The 20098-nt window shown below is 74.3% G+C and carries 18 protein-coding genes and 2 tRNA genes; 8 read left to right on the top strand and 12 right to left on the bottom strand.

Annotation, left to right across the window (positions count from 1 at the left end; translation table 11 throughout):
* Positions 1 to 99 precede the first annotated feature (99 nt).
* On the bottom strand, positions 100 to 399 hold the full coding sequence (locus ET471_RS17035) for a hypothetical protein (protein ID WP_129190293.1): 300 nt from the start codon (positions 397 to 399) through the stop codon (positions 100 to 102).
* On the opposite strand from ET471_RS17035, the gene ET471_RS18105 reads away from it, so the two are divergent.
* The 5 genes from ET471_RS18105 (at position 398) to ET471_RS17055 (ending at position 6079) form a co-directional block, all read left to right on the top strand.
* Positions 398 to 571 (top strand): hypothetical protein, encoded by a 174-nt coding sequence (locus ET471_RS18105; RefSeq protein ID WP_165350528.1) that lies wholly within the window; start codon positions 398 to 400, stop codon positions 569 to 571. The two genes, ET471_RS17035 and ET471_RS18105, sit on opposite strands and share 2 nt — an antisense overlap.
* Positions 572 to 624: 53 nt before the next feature.
* Positions 625 to 3126: an ATP-dependent DNA ligase gene (locus ET471_RS17040; protein ID WP_129190295.1), complete on the top strand. Its 2502-nt coding sequence runs from the start codon at positions 625 to 627 to the stop codon at positions 3124 to 3126.
* Positions 3127 to 3150: 24 nt separating this feature from the next.
* On the top strand, positions 3151 to 3786 hold the full coding sequence (locus ET471_RS18280) for a DUF2599 domain-containing protein (RefSeq protein WP_207207295.1): 636 nt from the start codon (positions 3151 to 3153) through the stop codon (positions 3784 to 3786).
* Positions 3787 to 3850: 64 nt separating this feature from the next.
* Positions 3851 to 4774 (top strand): NADP-dependent oxidoreductase, encoded by a 924-nt coding sequence (locus ET471_RS17050; RefSeq protein ID WP_129190297.1) that lies wholly within the window; start codon positions 3851 to 3853, stop codon positions 4772 to 4774.
* A 150-nt stretch (positions 4775 to 4924) separates the two neighbouring features.
* A complete protein-coding gene (locus tag ET471_RS17055) occupies positions 4925 to 6079 on the top strand; it encodes an aminopeptidase P family protein (protein ID WP_129190299.1) in 1155 nt (384 codons plus the stop codon).
* Here ET471_RS17055 and ET471_RS17060 read toward each other — a convergent pair.
* Both ET471_RS17060 and ET471_RS17065 read right to left on the bottom strand, forming a co-directional pair.
* Positions 6042 to 7343 (bottom strand): MFS transporter, encoded by a 1302-nt coding sequence (locus ET471_RS17060; protein ID WP_129190301.1) that lies wholly within the window; start codon positions 7341 to 7343, stop codon positions 6042 to 6044. The genes ET471_RS17055 and ET471_RS17060 overlap by 38 nt on opposite strands.
* 78 nt (positions 7344 to 7421) lie before the next feature.
* Complete coding sequence (locus ET471_RS17065; RefSeq protein WP_129190303.1) at positions 7422 to 8804, bottom strand: MFS transporter; 1383 nt, start codon at positions 8802 to 8804, stop codon at positions 7422 to 7424.
* Positions 8805 to 8948: 144 nt separating this feature from the next.
* On the opposite strand from ET471_RS17065, the gene mqo reads away from it, so the two are divergent.
* Positions 8949 to 10463: a malate dehydrogenase (quinone) gene (gene mqo / locus ET471_RS17070; protein ID WP_129190305.1), complete on the top strand. Its 1515-nt coding sequence runs from the start codon at positions 8949 to 8951 to the stop codon at positions 10461 to 10463.
* A 39-nt stretch (positions 10464 to 10502) separates the two neighbouring features.
* Here mqo and ET471_RS17075 read toward each other — a convergent pair whose 3' ends face one another.
* Positions 10503 to 11396 carry a LysR family transcriptional regulator ArgP gene (locus ET471_RS17075; RefSeq protein ID WP_129191114.1) on the bottom strand — a complete coding sequence of 298 codons (894 nt, stop codon included), beginning with the start codon at positions 11394 to 11396 and terminating at the stop codon, positions 10503 to 10505.
* A gap of 79 nt (positions 11397 to 11475) precedes the next feature.
* Between ET471_RS17075 and ET471_RS17080 the strand changes: the two genes are divergently transcribed.
* Positions 11476 to 12099, top strand: a complete 624-nt coding sequence (locus ET471_RS17080; protein ID WP_129190307.1) for a LysE/ArgO family amino acid transporter — start codon at positions 11476 to 11478, stop codon at positions 12097 to 12099.
* A 19-nt stretch (positions 12100 to 12118) separates the two neighbouring features.
* Here the strand turns inward: ET471_RS17080 and ET471_RS17085 are convergent, their stop codons facing one another.
* From ET471_RS17085 to ET471_RS17105, 5 genes are all read right to left on the bottom strand, one after another.
* Complete coding sequence (locus ET471_RS17085; RefSeq protein ID WP_129190309.1) at positions 12119 to 13027, bottom strand: ketopantoate reductase family protein; 909 nt, start codon at positions 13025 to 13027, stop codon at positions 12119 to 12121.
* A 110-nt stretch (positions 13028 to 13137) separates the two neighbouring features.
* A complete protein-coding gene (gene pntB, locus ET471_RS17090; protein ID WP_129190311.1) occupies positions 13138 to 14544 on the bottom strand; it encodes a Re/Si-specific NAD(P)(+) transhydrogenase subunit beta in 1407 nt (468 codons plus the stop codon).
* Positions 14545 to 14548: 4 nt separating this feature from the next.
* The gene (locus tag ET471_RS17095; RefSeq protein WP_129190313.1) at positions 14549 to 16123 is read right to left on the bottom strand and encodes a Re/Si-specific NAD(P)(+) transhydrogenase subunit alpha; all 1575 of its coding nucleotides are present in this window, start codon (positions 16121 to 16123) and stop codon (positions 14549 to 14551) included.
* 136 nt (positions 16124 to 16259) lie between these two features.
* Entirely contained in the window at positions 16260 to 17276 is a 1017-nt protein-coding gene (locus ET471_RS17100) for an alpha/beta fold hydrolase (RefSeq protein WP_129190315.1), read from the bottom strand.
* Positions 17273 to 18337, bottom strand: coding sequence for an aldo/keto reductase (locus ET471_RS17105; RefSeq protein WP_129190317.1), 1065 nt, complete (start codon positions 18335 to 18337; stop codon positions 17273 to 17275). Before ET471_RS17105 ends, ET471_RS17100 begins: the two co-directional genes overlap by 4 nt.
* 107 nt (positions 18338 to 18444) lie before the next feature.
* Between ET471_RS17105 and ET471_RS17110 the strand changes: the two genes are divergently transcribed.
* Entirely contained in the window at positions 18445 to 19011 is a 567-nt protein-coding gene (locus ET471_RS17110) for a TetR/AcrR family transcriptional regulator (protein WP_129190319.1), read from the top strand.
* Positions 19012 to 19098: 87 nt separating this feature from the next.
* Here the strand turns inward: ET471_RS17110 and ET471_RS17115 are convergent.
* The 3 genes from ET471_RS17115 to ET471_RS17125 form a co-directional block, all read right to left on the bottom strand.
* Positions 19099 to 19171 (bottom strand) — tRNA-Ala (locus ET471_RS17115).
* Positions 19172 to 19209: 38 nt separating this feature from the next.
* Positions 19210 to 19282, bottom strand: a tRNA-Ala gene (locus tag ET471_RS17120).
* A 108-nt stretch (positions 19283 to 19390) separates the two neighbouring features.
* Positions 19391 to 20095 carry a histidine phosphatase family protein gene (locus tag ET471_RS17125; protein WP_129190321.1) on the bottom strand — a complete coding sequence of 235 codons (705 nt, stop codon included), beginning with the start codon at positions 20093 to 20095 and terminating at the stop codon, positions 19391 to 19393.
* Positions 20096 to 20098 lie beyond the last annotated feature (3 nt).

Consider the following 20098-nt stretch of genomic DNA (forward strand, 5'->3'; position numbering starts at 1 on the left):
CGGCCGGGGTTCAGCCCGTGCCGCTGGCGCGCCCGACCGCGCCCCGGGCCGTGGCTCCACGGCCGGGAGCGGGGCGCCGGCTACCCCGGCGCCCGCGGATCACGCGCCGATCACGTCCGGGTCACGCCCGGCGTGGGACACCTGGTCGCGGCGCGACGCCGTGCCGGAAGGAGCCCCGATGCGCACCAGGGCGAGGATGGTCACCATGGCCGTGGCGGCCACGATCACGGCCGCCGGCGGCAGCACGGTGTCGTCGTGCGACACCTCGACGACGAGCGCCCGGTCCGAGTCGTCGGTCAGCGTCTCGGACGGGAGGACGACGGTGCGCCACGAGTCCTCTGTCGAGTCCTCGGACTCGTCCGGCTCCGGGGACGGCTCGGCCTCGCGGTACCTGTTCATGGTGAAGCTGAGCTGGCCGTCCGACGCCGCCAGGCCGTCCGACGACGAGCTCGTCGCCCTGGGACGCGCGGCCTGCGAGGCCGACGCGCACGGCGTCTCCGCCTCGGGCTGGGGCGGGGCGGGCGACCAGTCGAAGGTCGTGTTCCACCAGGCCACCGCGTTCCTGTGCTGAGCCGGGACCCGCCCGCGCTCGCCCGCCACCGCAGCCCGCACCACCATGGAAGCGTGGCCGCCCCCCAGACCGTGACGATCGACGGGCACCGCCTCCAGCTGACCAACCTGGACAAGGTGCTCTACCCGGCCACGGGCACCACCAAGGGCGAGGTGCTCGACTACTACGCGCGCGTCGCGCCCGTGCTGCTCCCCCACGTCCGCCGCCGGCCCGCGACGCGCAAGCGGTGGCCCGACGGCGTCGAGGGCCAGGTGTTCTTCCAGAAGAACGCCGACCGGTCCACGCCGTCATGGGTGCGCACGCACCGCATCCAGCACAAGACGTCGTCGAACGACTACGTGCTGGTCGACGACGTCGCCACGCTCACGTGGCTGGCCCAGACGGCGACCCTCGAGCTGCACGTGCCGCAGTGGCAGGTGGGCCGCACGGGGGTGCACCTGCCGCCGGACCGGCTGGTGCTCGACCTCGACCCCGGCGAGGGCGCCGGGCTGGCCGAGTGCGCGGAGGTCGCACGGCTCGCGCGGGCGATCCTGCGGGGCATGGGCCTCGAACCGCTGCCGGTCACGTCCGGGTCGAAGGGCATCCACCTCTACGCCGCGCTGTCGGCGGGCTCCGACCCGGCGGGTGCGCGGCCGTCGTCGGCCGACGAGGTCTCCGCCGTCGCGCACGAGCTGGCCCGGTACCTGGAGGCCGAGCACCCCGACCTGGTGGTCAGCGACATGAAGAAGGCGCTGCGCGGCGGCAAGGTGCTGGTCGACTGGTCGCAGAACAACGGGGCGAAGACGACGATCGCGCCCTACTCGCTGCGCGGGCGCCCGCACCCCACCGTGGCGGCGCCGCGCACGTGGGAGGAGCTCGACGACCCCGGGCTGCGGCACCTCACCTTCGAGGAGGTGCTCGACCGGGTCGCCGCGGACGGGGACCTGCTCGCCGGGCTGACGCAGGGGCACCTGTCCCAGCTCGAGCCCACCCCCGCCCACCTGGCCCGCTTCGAGCGGCTCGCGACCTACCACGCGAAGCGCGACCCGGCCCGGACCCCCGAGCCCTTCGACGCCGGCGACTCCCCGCCGGGCCAGACGTTCGTCATCCAGGAGCACCACGCCCGCCGCCTGCACTGGGACTTCCGCCTGGAGCACGAGGGCGTGCTCGTCAGCTGGGCGCTGCCCAAGGGCGAGCCCACCGACCCCGCCCAGAACCACCTGGCCGTGCAGACCGAGGACCACCCGCTCGCGTACGGCGCCTTCGAGGGCACCATCCCGGGCGGCGAGTACGGCGCCGGCGAGGTGACGATCTGGGACGCCGGCACGTACGAGCTCGAGAAGTGGCGGGACGGCAAGGAGGTCATCGTCACGCTCCGCAGCGAGCGCCGCGGCGCGCGACGCCTCGCGCTGATCCGCACGGGTCGCGACGAGGGCGACAACCAGTGGCTGATCCACCGCACGAAGACCCAGCCGGGCGCGGCGGAGGGTGACAGTCCGGCAGCTCGTCGTCAGACCGTGCGCCCGGGGGCACGGTCTGACGACGAACTGCCGGGCGGACCCGCGGGCAACCCTGACGTCGTCGTCCGGCTCGAGCCCATGCTCGCCTCCGCCGCCGAGCCGGCGGACGTCCGCGCCCTCCAGGCCGACCCCGGGGGCGGCGACCGGGAGTGGGTGTTCGAGATGAAGTGGGACGGCTACCGGACCATCGCCGTGGCCGCGCCCGGCCCCGACGGCGTCCCGGTCGCGCGGTTCACGTCCCGCACCGGCCAGGACCTCACACGCACCTACCCGGAGCTCGCGCCGCTCGCCGGGCAGGTCCGGGGCGACCTGCCCGTCGTCCTGGACGCCGAGATCGTCGCGCTCGACGCGAGCGGGCGCCCCGACTTCCGGCGGCTCCAGCAGCACACGTCGAAGGCCGAGCTCATGGTCTTCGACGTCCTCCAGGTGGGCGACCGGTCGCTCCTGCACGCCCCGTACGACGAGCGCCGCGCGCTGCTCGGCGACGTCCTCGACCCGGAACGGCCGGTCCACGTCCCCGCCGTGTTCGACGGCGACCTCGACGCCGCGCTCGCGTTCTCCCGCAGGCTGCGGCTCGAGGGAGTCATGGCCAAGCGGCGCGAGTCCACCTACCTGCCGGGACGCCGGTCGCGGCAGTGGCTCAAGCTCAAGCACACGGCCGCGCAGGAGGTGGTCGTCGTCGGCTGGCGGCCGCTGCACGCGGGCGAGCCGCGCGAGGACGCCCGGTACGCCGGCGCGCTCCTGCTCGCCGTCCCCGCCGACGACGGTGCGCTGCGCTACGTCGGCCGCGTCGGCACGGGTTTCACCGACGCCGACCGCCGGGCCCTCGCGGAGCGCCTCACGGCGGTGGGGCGCGCGACGCCGCCGCTCGACGGCGTCCCCCGCCCCGACGCCGCCCGCGCCCGCTGGGTCACCCCGCGCATCGTCGGCGAGGTCGAGTTCGCCGAGTGGACGGGCGACCCCGCCACCGACCCCGACGCCCGCCTCCGCGCGGCGCGGTGGCGCGGGCTGCGCCCGGACAAGGACCCGGACGACGTCGTCGTCGAACGGCCCTGACCGTCCCGCGCCTACCCTGACGGCATGCCTGCCCTGACCCGTCGACGACGGCCCGCCCGAGGCGGGCGGGCGCGCCGGGCGCTCACGGTCGGCGCGCGCGGCGTGCTCGCGCTCGGGGCGCTCGCCGGCGTCGTCGTCGGGGTGAGCGGGTGCGACCTGGGCGCGGACGCCGGACCGAGGTCCTCGGCGGCGGCGGACGCGGCCGGGACCGCCGGCTCCACCGCGCAGCCCCCTGCGTCGCCGACGACGCCCGCACCGGCGCCGACGCCCGCGGCGGGCCCGACTCCCGCCCCGGAGGACACCCTGCCCCCGGGCCCGTCCGCCGCGCCCGGACGGCCCGTCGATCCCAGCCCGACGACCGGACCGACCGTCGACCACGGCCCCGCGCTCGAGTCGGCCACGTGGGGCGAGCGCGAGGGCGGCCGGTCGCTGATCGTCGTCCCGGCGCCGTGGGTGCGCACCTCGGGGGACCTCGCCGCGGTCGACGCGCTGTGGGCCGAGGTGCTCGCCGTCCACCCGGACGCCGACACCCCCGGCATGGAGGACCAGCTCGTGTGCCACGCCCTCGGCGCGCCCGACAAGGACACCTGGAACCTCGAGCCGTGGCGCCCGGACGTCGGGCTGGTCGCGGTGCTGCAGGCGCGCTGCAACCCGCGCTGACCGGGCACGGAACACAACCCGCCGGGTGCGGAACACAACCCGCCGGGCGCGGGTTGCCCCCGTCATGCGAGCGATCACGTACTCCGGGTATGGCCACTCCGACGTCCTCGAGCTCACCGAGCAGCCCGAGCCCCGGCCCGGCACCGACAGCGTCCTGGTCCGTGTCAAGGCCGCGGCGGTGAACCCCGTCGACTGGTCCATCCGGGAGGGCTGGCTGGACCGGATCGTGCACGTCACGTTCCCCGTGATCCCGGGCTGGGACGTCGCCGGCGTCGTCGAGCAGGTCGGGCTGGACACGCCCGAGTACCAGGTGGGCGACGAGGTGTTCGGCTACGTCCGCAAGGACTGGGTGCAGGAGGGCACGCTCGCCGAGTACGTCGTCGCGCCCGTGCGCACCCTGGCCCGCAAGCCGCGGAGCGCCACGTTCGAGGAGGCCGCGGCAGTGCCGCTCGCGGGGCTCACGGCGTACCAGACCGTGCACCGCTCCGGCGTCGCCGCCGGGCAGACCGTGCTGGTGCACGCCGCGGCCGGTGGCGTCGGCTCGTTCGGGGTGCAGATCGCGCGTGCGCTCGGCGCCCGCGTCATCGGCACGGCCTCGGAGGCCAACCACGACTGGCTGCGGAGCCTCGGCGTCGAGCCCGTGCTCTACGGCGACGGGCTCGTCGACGCCGTGCGCGAGCTGGCACCCGACGGCGTCGACGTCGTCCTGGACTACTTCGGCAACGGCGCCGTGGCGCAGAGCGTGCCGCTGCTCAAGGACGGCGGCGTCATGACGTCGATCCTGGACGCGTCCGCACGCGACGAGCACGGCGGCCAGTACGTGTGGGTGCGCCCGTCCACCGAGGACCTGACAGCCCTGGGCGAGCTCATCGACGCCGGCACGGTCAAGGTCGAGGTGGCACAGGTCTTCGACCTCGCCGACGCGGCGGCGGCGCACGAGGCGAGCCAGACGCGCCACGTGCGCGGCAAGGTCGTGGTCCGGATCTGAGCGGATGTCGGCGTCACCCCGGCAGTTCGTCGTCGACCCGTGCGCCCGGGCTGCCGGTCCGACGACGAACTGCCGGGCCGAGTCACCGCCGCCCGGGCGCCCGGGCTGCCCACCCGAGCGGCCGCGGCGGTGGCTCCTTAGCCTGGGTGGGTGACCCCCTTTGCGCCGCACGTGTATGCCGACCGTCGTCGTCGGGCCGCCGAGCAGGCTGCCGCGGCCGGGCTCGACGGGATCCTCGTCGCGCCCGGGGCGGACCTCGCCTACTACCTCGGTCACGCCGCCGACCCCGGCGCCGAACGGCTCACGATGCTCGTCGTGCCCGCCACCGGCACCACCGCCGACGGCGCGAACGACGGCGTCGGCGACGCGCTCGTCGTCGTGCCGCGCCTCGAGGCGCACGCCCTGGAGCACCACGCGGCCGGCGGCGTCGAGACGCTCCCCTGGTCCGACGGCGAGGACGAGCACGCCGTCGCGGCCCGGCTGCTGCGCGACGGCGGCCGGTACGCGATCAGCGACTCCGCGTGGGCGCTGCACGTCCTGGGCCTCCAGCGCGGGGTGCCCGGGCTGTCGCTGACGCCGTTCACGACGGCGCTCCCGATGCTGCGGGCCGTCAAGTCGCCCGAGGAGGTGGCGCGCCTGAGCGCGGCCGGGGCGGGGGCCGACGCCGTCTTCGCCGAGATCGTCCGCCGGCCGTTCGCCGGCCGCCGCGAGTCCGACGTCGCGGCCGACCTCGCCGCGCTGCTGCGCGAGCACGGGCACGAGCAGGTCGACTTCACGCTGGTGTGCGCGGGCGCGAACGGCGCCGACCCGCACCATGACGCCTCCGCGACCGTCATCCAGGACGGCGACATGGTGGTGCTCGACTTCGGCGGCCTCGCCGACGGCTACGGCTCCGACACGACACGCACGGTGCACGTCGGCGAGCCCACCGCCCAGGAGCGCGAGGTGCACGACGTCGTCCGGGCCGCCCAGCAGGCGGGGTTCGCGGCGGTCCGCCCGGGGGCCACGTGCCAGGACGTCGACCGTGCCGCCCGCCGCGTCGTCGAGGACGCCGGGTACGGCGAGCACTTCATCCACCGCACGGGCCACGGCATCGGGCTCACCACGCACGAACCGCCGTACATGGTCGAGGGCGAGACGCTGCCGATCGAGCCCGGCATGTGCTTCTCGGTCGAGCCGGGCATCTACCTGCCGGGCCGCTTCGGGGTCCGCATCGAGGACATCGTGGTCGCGTTCCCCGACGACGCCCCGGACGCCGGGCGGCGGCTCAACGAGTCTCCGCGGGAGCTGACCGTCGTTCGCTGACCCCGTTGACCTCGGGGGTGACGATCCGCTCCAGCGCCACGAGGACGACGACGCACGCGAGGCACCCCGCCACCACGACCGCGACGAACGCACCCGACTGCCCGTGGTCGAGCAGGAACCCGGCGGCGACGGGCCCGACGATCGACCCCACCTGGAACGCCCCCGACTGGAGGGCGTTGTACCGGCCGCGCAGGTGGTCGGGGGCGAGGTCGTTGAGCACGGCGGGCATCGCGGACTGGAGCATCGTCTCCCCGAACCCGAACAGCGCGTGGAACACGAGCACGCCCGCGACGGCGGCGGCCGTGCCTGCCACGAGCCCGGTGGCGCCCAGCACCGCCCACGAGGCCGCCCAGACCAGCGCCATGACCATGAGCACCCGGGTGCGCCGCCGCCCGCGCGCCCGCCCCATGACCCAGAACTGGAACGCCACGATCACCACGGTGTTGACCACGAACGCGAACCCGACCACGCGCGTCGACACCTGCGACGCCTGCCGCGCGAACGCGGGGAACCCGGCCTCCATCTGCCCGTAGCCCACGAACGAGGCGAGCAGCGCGAGCACGGTGAGCCACCAGACGGCGGGGGTGCGCAGGATCGTGAGGTACCCCGCCGGGCGCGCACCGTCGTCGGAGGACGCCTCGGGGCGGGTGGCGCGCCCGTGCAGGTGGCGCAGCGGGCCGAGCTGGACCAGCAGCGCCGGGACGAAGCAGGCCGCGTTGACGACGAACGCGACCACGAAGGTGGTGGGCCGCTCGACGTCCATGAGCAGGCCGCCGACGACGCCGCCCACGCCGATGCCCAGGTTGAGCAGCGCGAAGCTGACGCCGTAGTACCGCTGCCGCAGGTCGCCCGTGACGACGGTCGCGACGAGCGCGTTGACCGCCGGCCACGCGATCCCGAGCTGGATGCCGAAGAGGCACAGGGCGACGGCGGCGACCCACGGCTCGGTCGCGAAGGCCAGCAGGCCCAGCCCGCCCATGGCGGCGAGCAGCCCTCCGACGACGACGACGCGCGCGCCGAGCCGGTCCACGAGCACGCCCGCGGGCCACGTGACCACGAGCCCGGTGATCGCGATGAGCCCCATGAGCGTGCCCGCGAGGCTGAGGGAGAACCCGCGCACCTCGTGCAGGTAGATGATCGTGAACGGCAGCGTGAGCCCGCGCCCGAAGAACTGCACCACCACGGTGGACAGCAGCCATCGCCCGTCGCGCGGCAGCTCGTCCCAGAACGCGAGGGGGCCCGTGCGGGCGGTGTCGGCGGGCATGGGATCGATCCTGGCGCGGACCACCGGCACGGTCCAGGGCATACCGGGCGGGCAGGACGCGGCCGAGCCGGGTGATGGTCACGTGCCGAGCCTCCCCCGGATGCCGGCGAGGCTGAGCATGCCGCCGACGGCGAAGAGCGCGGCGGTGACCACGAGCCCGCGGTGGAAGGTGCCGACGTCGAGCGCGCCGCCCAGGATCACGCCCGCGAGCGCGACGACGACGAGCCCGGCGACGCGCGCGACGGCGTTGTTGACGGCCGAGGCGATGCCGGCGTCGGCGACGGGCGCGGCGACGAGGATCGCGGCCGTGAGGGGCGCGACCGTGACGGCCAGGCCGAGCCCGAACACCGCCTGGCCGGGCAGCACCTGCGTCCAGTAGGTGGCGTGCGCGTCGGTGGCGAGCATGAGCAGGAACCCGACGGCGGCGAGCAGCGGCCCGGCGGTCATGAACGGGCGGGCCCCGTACCGGCCGGCGAGCGAGCCGAACCAGCCGGACAGGGTGAGCATCGCGAAGGTGGCGGGGAGCTGGGCGAGCCCGGCGAGGGTCGCCGGGTAGCCGGCCACCTGCTGGAGGAACAGCGTGACGAGGAACCCGCCGAACCCGAGCGCCCCGTAGATCGCGGCGGTGGCGGCGTTGCCCCACGCGACGTTGCGGATCGAGAAGAGCCGCAGCGGCAGCATGGGGTCGGGCACGCGACGTTCCCACGCGACGAACGCGACCAGGCAGGCGGCGCCGCCGACGAGCCCCGTCAGCACCAGGGGCGAGCCCCAGCCGAGCCGGTCGGCCTCGATGAGCGCGCTCACGGTCCCGGCGAGCCCGACGGCGGCCAGCGCGGCCCCGGCGACGTCGAGGCGCCGGCCGCGCCCGCCCGCGCTCGCGGGCAGGCCGCGCACGAGCAGCAGCGTGCCGAGGCACACGGGCACGGTCAGCCAGAACACGAACCGCCACGAGAACGTGTCGACCAGCAGCCCGCCCACGAGCGGTCCGACGATCGCGGCCGTGCCGGTCCACGCCGTCCAGCGGCCGATGGCCCGGCCCTGCGCCTCGCCGTCGAACGCGGAGACGATCATCGCGAGCGAGCTGGGCACGAGCAGCGCCCCGGCGACGCCCTGCACACCGCGCGCCGCGACGAGCACGGGGCCGGTCGGGGCGAGCGCGCACGCCGCCGACGCGACGGCGAACCCCGCGAGCCCCGCGACGAGCACGCGGCGCCGGCCGTGCACATCGCTCAGCGACCCGGCGAGCAGGATGAGCGAGCCGAGGGTCACGAGGTAGGCGTCGACCACCCACTGCTGGAGCCCGAGGGCCGCGGCGCCGCCGCCCCCGAGCTCGCGCCCGATCGCGGGCAGCGCGACGGTGACGACGGTCCCGTCGAGGAACGCGACAAAGGTCGCCAGGATCGCGACGAGCAGCACGCGCCGCTGCACGGCGTCGGTCGTCGTCGTACCGTCGGTCCCCACGGGGCCACGCTACGACCCGCGAGACGCGGCCCACCGGCCAGACGTGACGCATCTCACGCCATTTCTGACGCCGTGCTGTGATCTGGCTCATAGTCAGAACCCGCATTTCGTGACGGTTTTCACGCAGTCCTACACTCGAAGACTGTGACTGCTGACTCCCTGAACCCCACGGACGATGTCGACGTCGTCCTGATCGGCGGCGGCATCATGAGCGCCACCCTCGGCACGCTGCTCCAGCAGCTCGAGCCGACGTGGACGATCCGCCTCTACGAGCGTCTCGACGACGTCGCGCTCGAGTCGAGCAACCCGTGGAACAACGCCGGGACAGGCCACGCCGCGCTGTGCGAGCTGAACTACACGCCGGAGCGCAAGGACGGCACGATCGACATCTCCAAGGCGGTGAAGATCAACGAGCAGTTCGAGGTCTCCCGCGAGTACTGGCACCACCTCCTCGCGCAGGGCGCGCTGACCAGCACCGACTTCATCCAGCGCACCCCGCACATGACGTTCGTGCGCGGGAGCAAGAACGTCGACTACCTGCGCCGCCGGCACGAGATGCTCTCGGCGCACCCGCTGTTCAAGGACATGGAGTACTCGGAGGACCGCGCGCAGATCGCCGGGTGGGCCCCGCTCCTGGTCGAGGGCCGCGACGAGGCCGAGCCCGTGGCCGCGACCCGCAACACCGCCGGCACCGACGTCGACTTCGGGGCGCTCACGCACCAGCTCGTCGACTCGATGACGGCCCACGGCGCCGACGTGCGCCTCCAGCACGAGGTCCGCTCGATCCGCCGCACGCGCGACGGCCGCTGGCGCCTCAAGGTCAAGGACCGCTCGTGGAACGCGGCCCGCCGCGTCCACACCGTCACGGCCCGGTTCGTGTTCGTGGGCGCGGGCGGCGGCGCGCTGCCGCTGCTCCAGTCGGCCGGCATCCCGGAGATCAAGGGTTTCGGCGGCTTCCCCATCTCGGGCGAGTTCCTGCGCACCTCGAACCCCGAGCTCGTGGCCCGCCACCAGGCGAAGGTCTACGGCAAGGCCGACGTCGGCGCCCCGCCCATGTCGGTGCCGCACCTGGACACGCGCGTCGTCGACGGCCGGTCCTACCTGATGTTCGGCCCCTACGCCGGGTTCAGCCCCAAGTACCTCAAGAAGGGCAAGTACCTGGGCCTGGTCACGTCGCTGCGCGGCCACAACCTCACGTCGATGCTCGGCGCGGGCATCAAGAACATGGACCTGACGCAGTACCTGGTCGGCGAGCTCGTCGCTCGCCCCGAGACCAAGTTCGCGACCCTCCAGGCCTTCTACCCGGAGGCGCAGCCCAAGGACTGGGAGAAGATCACCGCCGGGCAGCGCGTCCAGGTCATCAAGCGCGACAAGGACGGCAAGGGCGTGCTCGAGTTCGGCACCGAGGTGGTCGCGGCCGCCGACGGCTCGATCGCGGGCCTGCTGGGCGCCTCCCCCGGCGCCTCGACGGCCGTCTCCGCCATGGTCGAGCTGCTCGGCCGCTGCTTCCCGGCCCAGGCGGCCGCGTGGCGGCCGCGCCTCGCGCAGATGATGCCGAGCCTGGCCGACGGCGTCCCCGCCGACACGGCCCCGCTCGCCGAGGAGCACCTGGGCGACGCCCACGGCTTCGTGCTCGACGCCGAGGTCTACGGCTCCTGAGCCGTCCGGCCAGAGCATCAGCGGTCAGGGCAGCAGCGGTCAGGGCAGCAGCGCCGCCCGCGCCGCCTGCCTGACCGCGGCCGCGACGGCGTCGAGCACGGGCGTGCGCAGCGACCACTGCTGCCAGTGCAGCTCGACGTCGACGTGGCGGCCCGGGTCGAGGTCGACGAGGTTCCCGGCCGCCTCGGCCTCCGCCGAGTCCTCATGCGGCAGCAGCCCCCACCCCAGCCCGAGCCGCACCGCGCGCCCGAAGTCGTCCGACGACGGGACGTAGTGCCGCGGCGGCGTGACGTCCGCGCCGCCCCGGGCGTGCAGGTACCGGGAGCGCAGGTACCGGTCCTGCAGGTCGTCCTTGCGGTCGAACATCATCACGGGCGCGGCAGCGAGCGCCGCGGGCGTGACGCCGTCGGGGAACCAGCGCGCGACGAACGCGGGCGTCGCGAACGGCCGGTACCGCATGATCCCGAGCCGCACCGCGACGCAGCCCTGCACGGGCGTGGCCTGCGTGGTCACGGCGGCCATGACCTCGCCCTGCCGCAGCAGCTCGGCGGAGTGGTCCTGGTCCTCGCGGTGCACGTCGAACACGGCCAGGTGCCCGACGGCGGCGAGCGCGGGCAGCGCCCACGTGTGCAGCGAGTCCCCGTTGATCGCGAGCGGCACGAGCGGCAGCCCGCCCGCGGCGGCCCGCGGGCGCGGCAGCCCGGACTCCCGGACGACGGCGAGCACCTGCCGGGCGGAGCGCACGACGTCGACGCCGGCGTCCGTGGGCACCACGGGCCGCGAGCGCCGCAGCAGCACCGTCCCGGCGGACGTCTCGAGCGCCTTGATGCGCTGGCTGACGGCCGACGGCGTGACGTGCAGGACGGAGGCGGCGGCGTCGAACGACCCCTCGTCGACGACGGCGACGAGCGCCTCGAGCTGGGCGAGCTCCATCCCTCTACTTAAGCACATCTGTTGCAGCACAAGAATCATTCGTTGGACTACAGATGGGTGGTCGACCTACCGTCGGGGCATGCCCGCACCGCTCCTCGCCGGCCTGTCCGGCCTCGGCTTCGGCCTGTCGCTCATCGTCGCCATCGGCGCGCAGAACCTCTACGTGCTGCGCCAGGGGCTGCGCCGCGAGCACGTGGGCGCGGTCGTGGCGATCTGCGCGGCGTCGGACGCGATCCTCATCAGCGCCGGCGTGGCCGGTGCGGGAGCGCTCCTGGACGCGGTGCCGTGGCTGGGCACCGCGATGCGCTGGGGCGGCGCCGCGTTCCTGCTCGCCTACGCCGCGCTCGCCGCCCGCCGCAGCCTGCACCCCGGCGACGACGCGCTGCGCGCCGACGACGCGGGCCTGCGCACCGGCCTGCTCACCGTCGTCGGGACGACGGCGGCCCTCACCTGGCTCAACCCCCACGTGTACCTCGACACGCTCGTGCTTATGGGTTCGGTCGCCGCGGGGCACGGCGACGGGCGCTGGTGGTTCGCCGTCGGCGCGGTGCTCGCGAGCGTCACGTGGTTCGCCGCGCTGGGCTACGGCGCGCGCCTGCTGCGCCCGCTCTTCGCGCGGCCCGCCGCGTGGCGCGTGCTCGACGGCGGCGTCGCCCTGGTGATGACGGCGATCGCCGTGGGGCTCCTGGTCGGGGTGGCCTGACGGACCGGGGCGCCCGCCGTCAGCGGCGGCGGGCCGCGATCTCCGCGATCTCCGCGATCTCCGCGACCGTGCGCGCCAGCGCCGGGCACGCGATCCCGTGCGCGAGCCCCCGGCGCAGCACGGCGCCGCCGATGGCGTCGAGCTCGCCAGGGTTGCCGGCCTCGACGTCGGCCTGGAGCGACGAGCGCATCGTGGGCGGGAACCCGTCGAGGATCTCGCGCAGCTCCGCGCCCGTCGTCGGCACGCCCTCCGCCATCGCGACGGCGGCGATCTCGGCCAGCAGCCCGTCGGTGGCGGCAGGGTCGCGCACCAGGGCGTCGCCCAGCGACGACGCGCCGCGCGACGTGAGCAGCGCCATGGGCGCGAGGAACCGCAGCTTGCGCCACAGCACCTCGGCCTGCGTCCCGTCGACGACGACGTCGGCCGCCGTGTCCTGGAGCGCGCGGACGGTCTCGAGCCCCTGCGCGCCGTCGGGCGCCGCGACGCGCAGCAGCTGGCCTCGGTGCCGCACGGTGAGCGGCCCGTCGCCGGGCACGGAGGTGCGCAGCACCTCGCCCGCGATCGTGCCCCCGACGACGAAGGCAGCGGGCGCGGCGGCCCGCAGCACATCGAGGTGCTCGACGCCGTTGAGCAGCGACACCACCTCGACGGGCTCCGCCGCGGCCACCTTCGCGGCGGCCGCCGCGAGGCCCTCGGCCTTGACCGCGACGACCACGCGCGCGCCGCGCGACACCTCGGTCGCGGCGGCGGGCCGGACCTGCCAGGACCCGACCCGGTCCGACTCGACGGCGATCCCGGCAGCGGCCACCTGCGCGACGCTCGTCGGCCGCCCGACGACCGTGACTGGGTGCCCGGCCTTCTCGAGCAGGGCGGCGACGAGCCCTCCGATGGCACCGGGACCGAGGACGACGAGCGACGGCGTTGTCATGCCCGGCATCCTGGCACAGCGGGCGACCGCCCCGACGACGGCCGCAGGGACGGCAGGAGCCCCAGCCTTCGGCGCTTCCTCTTGCCGAAGACAGGGGCTCCCGCGGACCGCTACAGCGCCTGGACGATCTTCTCGACCTGGTCCTTGGCGTCGCCGAACAGCATGTGCGTGTTCTCGCGGAAGAACAGCGGGTTCTGCACGCCGGCGTACCCGGTGGCCATCGAGCGCTTGAACACGATGACCTGCTTGGCGTGCCACACCTCGAGCACCGGCATGCCCGCGATGGGCGACGACGGGTCCTCGAGCGCGGCCGGGTTGACCGTGTCGTTGGCGCCGATGACGAGCACGACGTCGGTGTCCCCGAGGTCGTCGTTGATCTCGTCCATCTCGAGCACGATGTCGTACGGCACCTTGGCCTCGGCGAGCAGCACGTTCATGTGCCCGGGCAGGCGCCCGGCCACGGGGTGCACACCGAACCGCACGTCGACGCCGCTCGACCGCAGCCGGGACACGAGCTCCGCGACCGGGTACTGCGCCTTGGCGACGGCCATGCCGTACCCGGGCGTGATGACCACGCTCTTCGCGGTCCGCAGCAGGTCGGCGACGGCGTCGGCGAGGATCTCGCGGTGCTCCCCCTGCTCGACGACGGCCCCGGCGGCGGGGGCACCGCCGTCGGACCCGAAACCGCCCAGGATGACGGAGACGAAGGACCGGTTCATGGCCTTGCACATGATGTAGCTGAGGATCGCACCGGAGGAGCCGACCAGGGCGCCGGTGACGATGAGCAGGTCGTTGCCGAGCATGAAGCCGGCCGCGGCGGCCGCCCACCCGGAGTACGAGTTGAGCATCGAGACGACGACGGGCATGTCGCCGCCGCCGATCGCGGCGACCATGTGGAAGCCGAGCAGCAGCGCGATCACCGTCATGATGCCGAGCGCGACCAGCCCCTGCGCGGGCGCGACGACGAACCACACCAGCAGCCCCGCGCACGCGACGAGCGCGCCGAGGTTGAGCCAGTTGCGGCCCGGCAGGGTGAGCGGCGCGGAGCGCATCTTCGCCGACAGCTTGAGGTACGCGACGATCGACCCGGTGAAGGTGACGGCACCGATGAGCACGCCGAGGAACACCTCGGTGAGGTGCACGGAGCCGCCGTACCCGGCGTGCGCCCGCTCGGTCAGGTAGGAGTCGAAGCCGACCGCGACCGCCGCGAGGCCCACGAACGAGTGCAGGATCGCGATGAGCTCGGGCATCTGCGTCATCTCGACGCTGCGGGCCCGCCACGCGCCGACGGCGGCGCCGATGACCAGCACGGCGACGATGAGCGAGACGGTCACGCCCGCGGGCCGGGCGGACTGGTCGGCCGCCAGCATGATCGTGGCCACGAGGGCCAGGACCATGCCGACCATGCCGAGCGTCACGCCGCGGCGCGCGGAGGTCTGCTTGGAGAGCCCCGCGAGGGACAGGATGAACAGGACGGCCGCGACGACGTAGACGGCCTGGGCAAGCTGGGTCAGCACGACGTCACCCGTCCTTCCGGAACATGGCGATCATCCGGCGCGAGACCAGGAAGCCACCGAAGATGTTGATGCTCGCGACGACGGCCGCGACGAACGCCAGGATCGTGACGGCCAGGTTCGCGTTGCCGAGCTGCAGCATCGCGCCGACCAGGATGATGCCGGAGATGGCGTTGGTCTGGGCCATGAGCGGCGTGTGCAGCGAGTGGCTCACGTTCGAGATGACGTAGAAGCCGATGACCACCGACAGCGCGAACACCGTGAAGTGCCCGAGGAACGACGCGGGCCCGTAGGTCAGGCCGAGGATCACGAGCACCGCGGCGAGCGCCCCGCCGATCGTGAGGCGCTGGTTCTTGAGCTTCGCCTTCTGCGCGGCGTCCGTGGCGGCTGCCGCCAGGGCGGCAGCCTGCTCCTCGGGCGTCGGGCCGGCGGAGACGTCGGCCGCCGGGGCCGCGGCCGACACCTGCACGGGCGGCGGCGGCCACAGGATCTCCCCGGCCCGCGCGACGGTCATGCCGCGCTGCACCGGGTCCTCCAGGTCGAGGACGAGCTCGCCGTCCTTGCCCGGGGTGAGCAGCGTGAGCAGGTTGACGATGTTGGTGCCGTAGAGCTGCGAGGTCTGCGCGGGCATGCGCCCGGGCAGGTCGGTGTACCCGAGGACGACGACGCCGTTCCCGGTCACCACCCGCTCCCCCGGGACGGTCGCCTCGGCGTTGCCGCCGCCCGACGCCGCGAGGTCGACGATGACCGACCCCGGCTTCATCGCGGCGATCATCTCGTTCGTGAGGGTGCGCGGTGCCTTGCCGCGCACCAGCGCCGTCGTGACGACGATGTCGGCACGCGCGGACTCCTGCGCGTACATGCGGGCGGTGGCGGCCTCCTGGTCGGCGGTCAGCTCACGGGCGTAGCCGTCGCTGCTGACCTCCTGCTGGGCGGCCGCGGCCTGCACGAACGTCGCGCCCATCGACTCGATCTGCTCGCCCGCCTCGGGCCGCACGTCGAAGGCCCGCACGTCGGCGCCGAGCGACGACGCCGTGCCGATGGCCGCGAGGCCCGCCACGCCGCCGCCGATGACGAACACGGTCGCGGGCGGGGTCTTGCCCGCCGCGGTGACCTGCCCGGTGAACATGCCCTGGAACTCGGCGGCCGCCTCGATCACGGCCCGGTACCCGGACACGTTCGACATGGTCGAGAGCGTGTCGAGGGCCTGGGCGCGCGAGATGCGCGGCACGGCGTCGAGCGCCATCGCGGTGACCCGCCGGTCCGCCCACGCCTGCACGGCGCCGGGGTTCGCGCCGGGGAAGAGCTGCGCGATGAGCACCGCCCCTGGCTTCAGCAGGTCGAGCCGCTCGGCGTCGGGAGCGTCCACGGCGACGACGACGTCGCTGCCCCAGACCTCCTCGACGGTGCCGATGTTGGCACCGGAATCGACATAGGCGGCGTCGGCGAAGTTGGCACCGGTACCGGCGTCGTGCTCGACGACGACGTCGTACCCCAGCGTGCTGAGCCTCGCGACGGTGGCGGGGGTCGCGGCGACGAGCCGCTGACCGGCCCGGGACTCCCGGGGCACGCCGATGCGCATGAGACCTCCAAGGTCTTGGACGGACGCTCGCAACCTACACCGTGCGGACAGACCACACGGGCGTGGCGCCCGACGCACGCTCGGCCGCTGCCCCACCGGCCCACAGACGCCGTCCGGAGCCCCGGACGGGCGGGCGTCACCCCGTCGCGGCGTGCCGCTGGAGGAACGGCAGGTACGAGCGCAGCACGTCGTCCGCCCGGCCGAAGGTGATGGCGTGCCCGGCGCCGTCGATCGTCAGGAGCTCGGTCTGCGGGACACGGTCGAGGAGCCGCTGCGACCACGCGTAGGGGTGGACGTCGTCCTCGGTGCCCCACGCGGCGAACACGGGGACGCCGGCCCGGCCGATCGCGTCGAAGGACTCCTCGCGCGCCATGAAGTCGTAGTGCCGCAGGGTGTTGAGGATCCCCTCGCCGAAGCCGCGGAACCGGGACTGCTCGCCCATCCAGCGCAGCATCGCGTCGCGGTCCGGGGAGCCGGCGTACGCGTCGGCCATCTGCTGGGTGACGATCCGGGCGCCGAGCACGCGGAAGGCCCAGTCCCCGAGGACGGGGAGCTTGAGCGCGGGCGCGACGGCGTCGTACCGCCCGAGCCCGGCCGGCGCCATGAGGCCGACGGTCGCGACGCGCTCGGGGTGCGCGGCCGCGAAGTCCGCGACGATCGCGCCGCCGAGGGACGCGCCGACGATGTGGACCGGCTCGTCGACGCCGAGACCGTCGAGCAGGTCGCGCAGCTGGTCGACGTAGAAGCCCTGCGTGTAGTCGACGTCGGGCCGGTCGGAGTAGCCGTACCCGAGCAGGTCGGGCGCGACGACGCGGTACCCGGCCGCGGCCAGCAGCTCGACCCAGTTCGCCCAGGCGAACCCGCCGACGACGGCGCCGTGGACGAGCAGGACCACGGGCCCGTCCTGCGGCCCGGACAGGCGCACGTGCATGACGCCGCCGCCGGTCTCGACGAACGTGTCGGCCTTGCCGTCCGCGAGCAGCTGCGACCGGGCCGCGTCGTCCAGGGGCGCGCGCGTGGCGTCGGCGACGACGTAGGCGATGCCGGCACCGCCCACCAGGACGACGAGGACGGCCGCCACGACGAGCCCGACGACCCGGGACCGTCGACGACGGCGCGGGCGAGCGGGGCCGGGCACGGGCGTCGCGGTCATCGGGCCGCCTCCGGGGCGGTGGTGAACTGCGGGATGCGGGCCATGACGGCCTGGAGCTGCGCGTCGTCGGAGATGCCCTGCAGGTCGTGGCGTGGCGTGTAGGGCGCCTCGAGCTCGCGGAGGTCGTCCTCGGTGAGCGTCAGGTCGAGCGAGGCGACGGCGTCGTCGATCTGCGCCGTCGTGCGCGCGCCGACCAGCGGCGCCGTGACGACGGGCTGGGACCGCAGCCAGGCGAGCGCGACCTGCGCGCGCGTCGCGCCGTGCCGCGCGGCGACCCGGCCGACGGCGTCGACGATGGCACGGTCGGACTGCTCGGTGAGCGGGGAGTAGAGCCGGTCGGCGTACCACCCGCCGCTCGCGGCGCGGTCCGTCGCGCGGGCGTCGTCCCAGGTGCGGGCGAGGCGGCCGCGGGCCAGCGGGGACCAGACGAGCGTCCCGACGCCCTCGTCGAGGCACAGCGGGATCATCTCGCGCTCCTCCTCGCGGGCGAGCAGGTTGTAGTGGTGCTGCATCGACACGTACCGCGCCCACCCGTGCTGCTCCTGCAGGTGCAGCGCCTTGGCGAACTCCCAGGCGGGCATCGAGGACGCCCCGAGGTAGCGCACCTTGCCCGCCTTGACGACGTCGTGCAGCGCCTCGAGGGTCTCCTCCAGCGGGGTCGACGGGTCGTTGCGGTGCACCTGGTACAGGTCGACGTAGTCGGTGCCGAGGCGCCGCAGCGAGTGGTCGATCTCGGTCATGATCGCCTTGCGGCTCAGGCCCCTGCCGTTGGGCCCGGGGCGCATCGGGTGGCGCAGCTTGGTCGCGATGACGACGTCGTCGCGGTCGGCGTAGTCGCGCAGCGCGCGGCCCAGGATCTCCTCGCTGGAGCCCTGCGAGTACATGTTGGCGGTGTCGAAGACGTTGATGCCGGAGTCGAGTGCGTGGCGCACGAGCGCCCGGCTCTCCGCCTCGCCCAGCGACCACGCCGGGTGCCCCCGGTCGGGCTCGCCGTACGTCATCGCGCCGATGGCGACCGGCGACACGTCCAGACCGGTCGTGCCGAGCTTGATGTAGTCCACGTCGTCTCCTAGAGTTCGCGTAACGGAGAGTTCTCCGCACCGGATGACGACGGTAACGGAGAGTTCTCCGTTTGGCAACGCCGCCGGTCGACGCACCCGGAAGAGGCATGACAGACGACGGAACACCGCGCCGACGCGCGGACGCCCTGAAGAACCGGGAGCACCTGCTGCAGGTCGCCCACGACGCCTTCGCCGAGAGCGGCACCACCTCGCTCAACGTGATCGCCAAGCGCGCCGGCGTCGGCGCGGGCACCCTCTACCGGCACTTCCCCACCCGCGAGGCGCTGATCCTCGCCGTCTACCAGCACGACGTGCAGCGGCTCGTCGACTCCGTGGACGCCGTGCTGGCGGAGCACGCACCGCTCGCCGCGTTCCGCGTCTGGTTCCACCGCCTGGCCGACTACGTGCGCCTCAAGCACGGGCTCGGCGAGGCCCTGCACACCGCCGCCGCGCAGGACGCGATCAACGAGACCTACGCGCCGGTGACCGCCGCCGTCGCGACCCTGCTGGAGGCGTGCGTCGCCGACGGCAGCGTGCGGCCCGGGCTCGACCCGGCCGATGTGCTCCTGCTCATGGGGTTCCTGTGGCGCGTCCCGGGAACCGACACGGGACGGGCGCAGGCCGACCGCCTGGTGGACCTGGTCCTCGACGGTATCCGCACGCACCCGGCCTGACGGGCTCCGCCCTCGAAGGTCTCACAACACAGGTCTCACAGCACAGAAGGCCGCATCTCTCCTGGAGATGCGGCCTTCTGTGTTCGGTGGAGCTGAGGGGACTCGAACCCCTGACCCCCTGCATGCCATGCAGGTGCGCTACCAGCTGCGCCACAGCCCCGAGGACGTGAACCGTCCGTCGGACATCTTGCCATCCGGTGGAGCTGAGGGGACTCGAACCCCTGACCCCCTGCATGCCATGCAGGTGCGCTACCAGCTGCGCCACAGCCCCGAACTCGTTCCGTGCGGGAGGCGAACCCCCTCAGGAACGTCCGTGATCCTATGCGCTCCGGGGCGCCGGGTCCAAATCGGCCGGGTCACCGCGGCCAGCGGAGGGCGCTCAGCCCGCCGACATCCCGTCCGTGTCGGACGCCTGCTCAGCACCCGTCTGGGGGCCGGCCCGCCACGCCTCGGGCGCGTAGGCCGCGCCCACGTTGTGCGCGACGACACGCCACGGCGGCTGCGACCCGCCGTGCGCGCGCGTGAGCTGGCTCCAGTGCGCGTTGGTGAGCCCGACGACGCCGCGCCACCCCGGGTCCTGCCCGAGCATGGCCGTGATGGCCAGCGTGATGGCGGCGCCGTGCGAGACGACGACGAGCGTGTCCTCCCGCTCGAGCGACGCCGCGTGGTCCTCGATCGCGTCGCGCAGCCGCTCGGCCACCTGCGCGCGCGTCTCGCCGCCGGGCGGCACGCCCGCCTCGTCGTCGCCGCGCCGCCACACCGCGTGGCCCTCGGGCCAGCCCACGGCGATCTCCGCGCCCGTCAGCCCCTCCCAGGCGCCGAAGTGGCGCTCGCGCAGCCGCGCGTCGGTGACGACGTCGACGCCGATCAGGCCGGCGTACGCGGCGGCCGTGTCAGCCGCCCGCACCAGGTCGGACGAGACGACGCGCGCCGCCCGGTGCGTCCGCACCAGCGCACGCGCGGCCTCCCGGGCCTGCCAGCGGCCCACGTGGTCGAGCTCGACGTCGGTCTGCCCCTGGAGGCGTTCGACGAGGTTCCACTCGGTGCGACCGTGACGCAGCAGGACGACGGTGCCGGCGGCCACCTG

This window comes from Xylanimonas protaetiae, assembly GCF_004135385.1.
In the GTDB taxonomy this organism is placed as follows: Bacteria; Actinomycetota; Actinomycetes; order Actinomycetales; family Cellulomonadaceae; genus Xylanimonas; species Xylanimonas protaetiae.

Excerpts from the sequence above, each read along its gene's own strand:
- ET471_RS18105 (WP_165350528.1), top strand. The coding sequence starts at position 398 with ATGGTGAAGCTGAGCTGGCCGTCCGACGCCGCCAGGCCGTCCGACGAC.
- ET471_RS17035 (WP_129190293.1), bottom strand. The coding sequence starts at position 399 with ATGAACAGGTACCGCGAGGCCGAGCCGTCCCCGGAGCCGGACGAGTCC.
- ET471_RS18280 (WP_207207295.1), top strand. The coding sequence starts at position 3,151 with ATGCCTGCCCTGACCCGTCGACGACGGCCCGCCCGAGGCGGGCGGGCG.
- ET471_RS17050 (WP_129190297.1), top strand. The coding sequence starts at position 3,851 with ATGCGAGCGATCACGTACTCCGGGTATGGCCACTCCGACGTCCTCGAG.
- ET471_RS17060 (WP_129190301.1), bottom strand. The coding sequence starts at position 7,343 with ATGCCCGCCGACACCGCCCGCACGGGCCCCCTCGCGTTCTGGGACGAG.
- ET471_RS17075 (WP_129191114.1), bottom strand. The coding sequence starts at position 11,396 with ATGGAGCTCGCCCAGCTCGAGGCGCTCGTCGCCGTCGTCGACGAGGGG.
- ET471_RS17080 (WP_129190307.1), top strand. The coding sequence starts at position 11,476 with ATGCCCGCACCGCTCCTCGCCGGCCTGTCCGGCCTCGGCTTCGGCCTG.
- ET471_RS17085 (WP_129190309.1), bottom strand. The coding sequence starts at position 13,027 with ATGACAACGCCGTCGCTCGTCGTCCTCGGTCCCGGTGCCATCGGAGGG.
- ET471_RS17095 (WP_129190313.1), bottom strand. The coding sequence starts at position 16,123 with ATGCGCATCGGCGTGCCCCGGGAGTCCCGGGCCGGTCAGCGGCTCGTC.
- ET471_RS17100 (WP_129190315.1), bottom strand. The coding sequence starts at position 17,276 with ATGACCGCGACGCCCGTGCCCGGCCCCGCTCGCCCGCGCCGTCGTCGA.
- ET471_RS17110 (WP_129190319.1), top strand. The coding sequence starts at position 18,445 with ATGACAGACGACGGAACACCGCGCCGACGCGCGGACGCCCTGAAGAAC.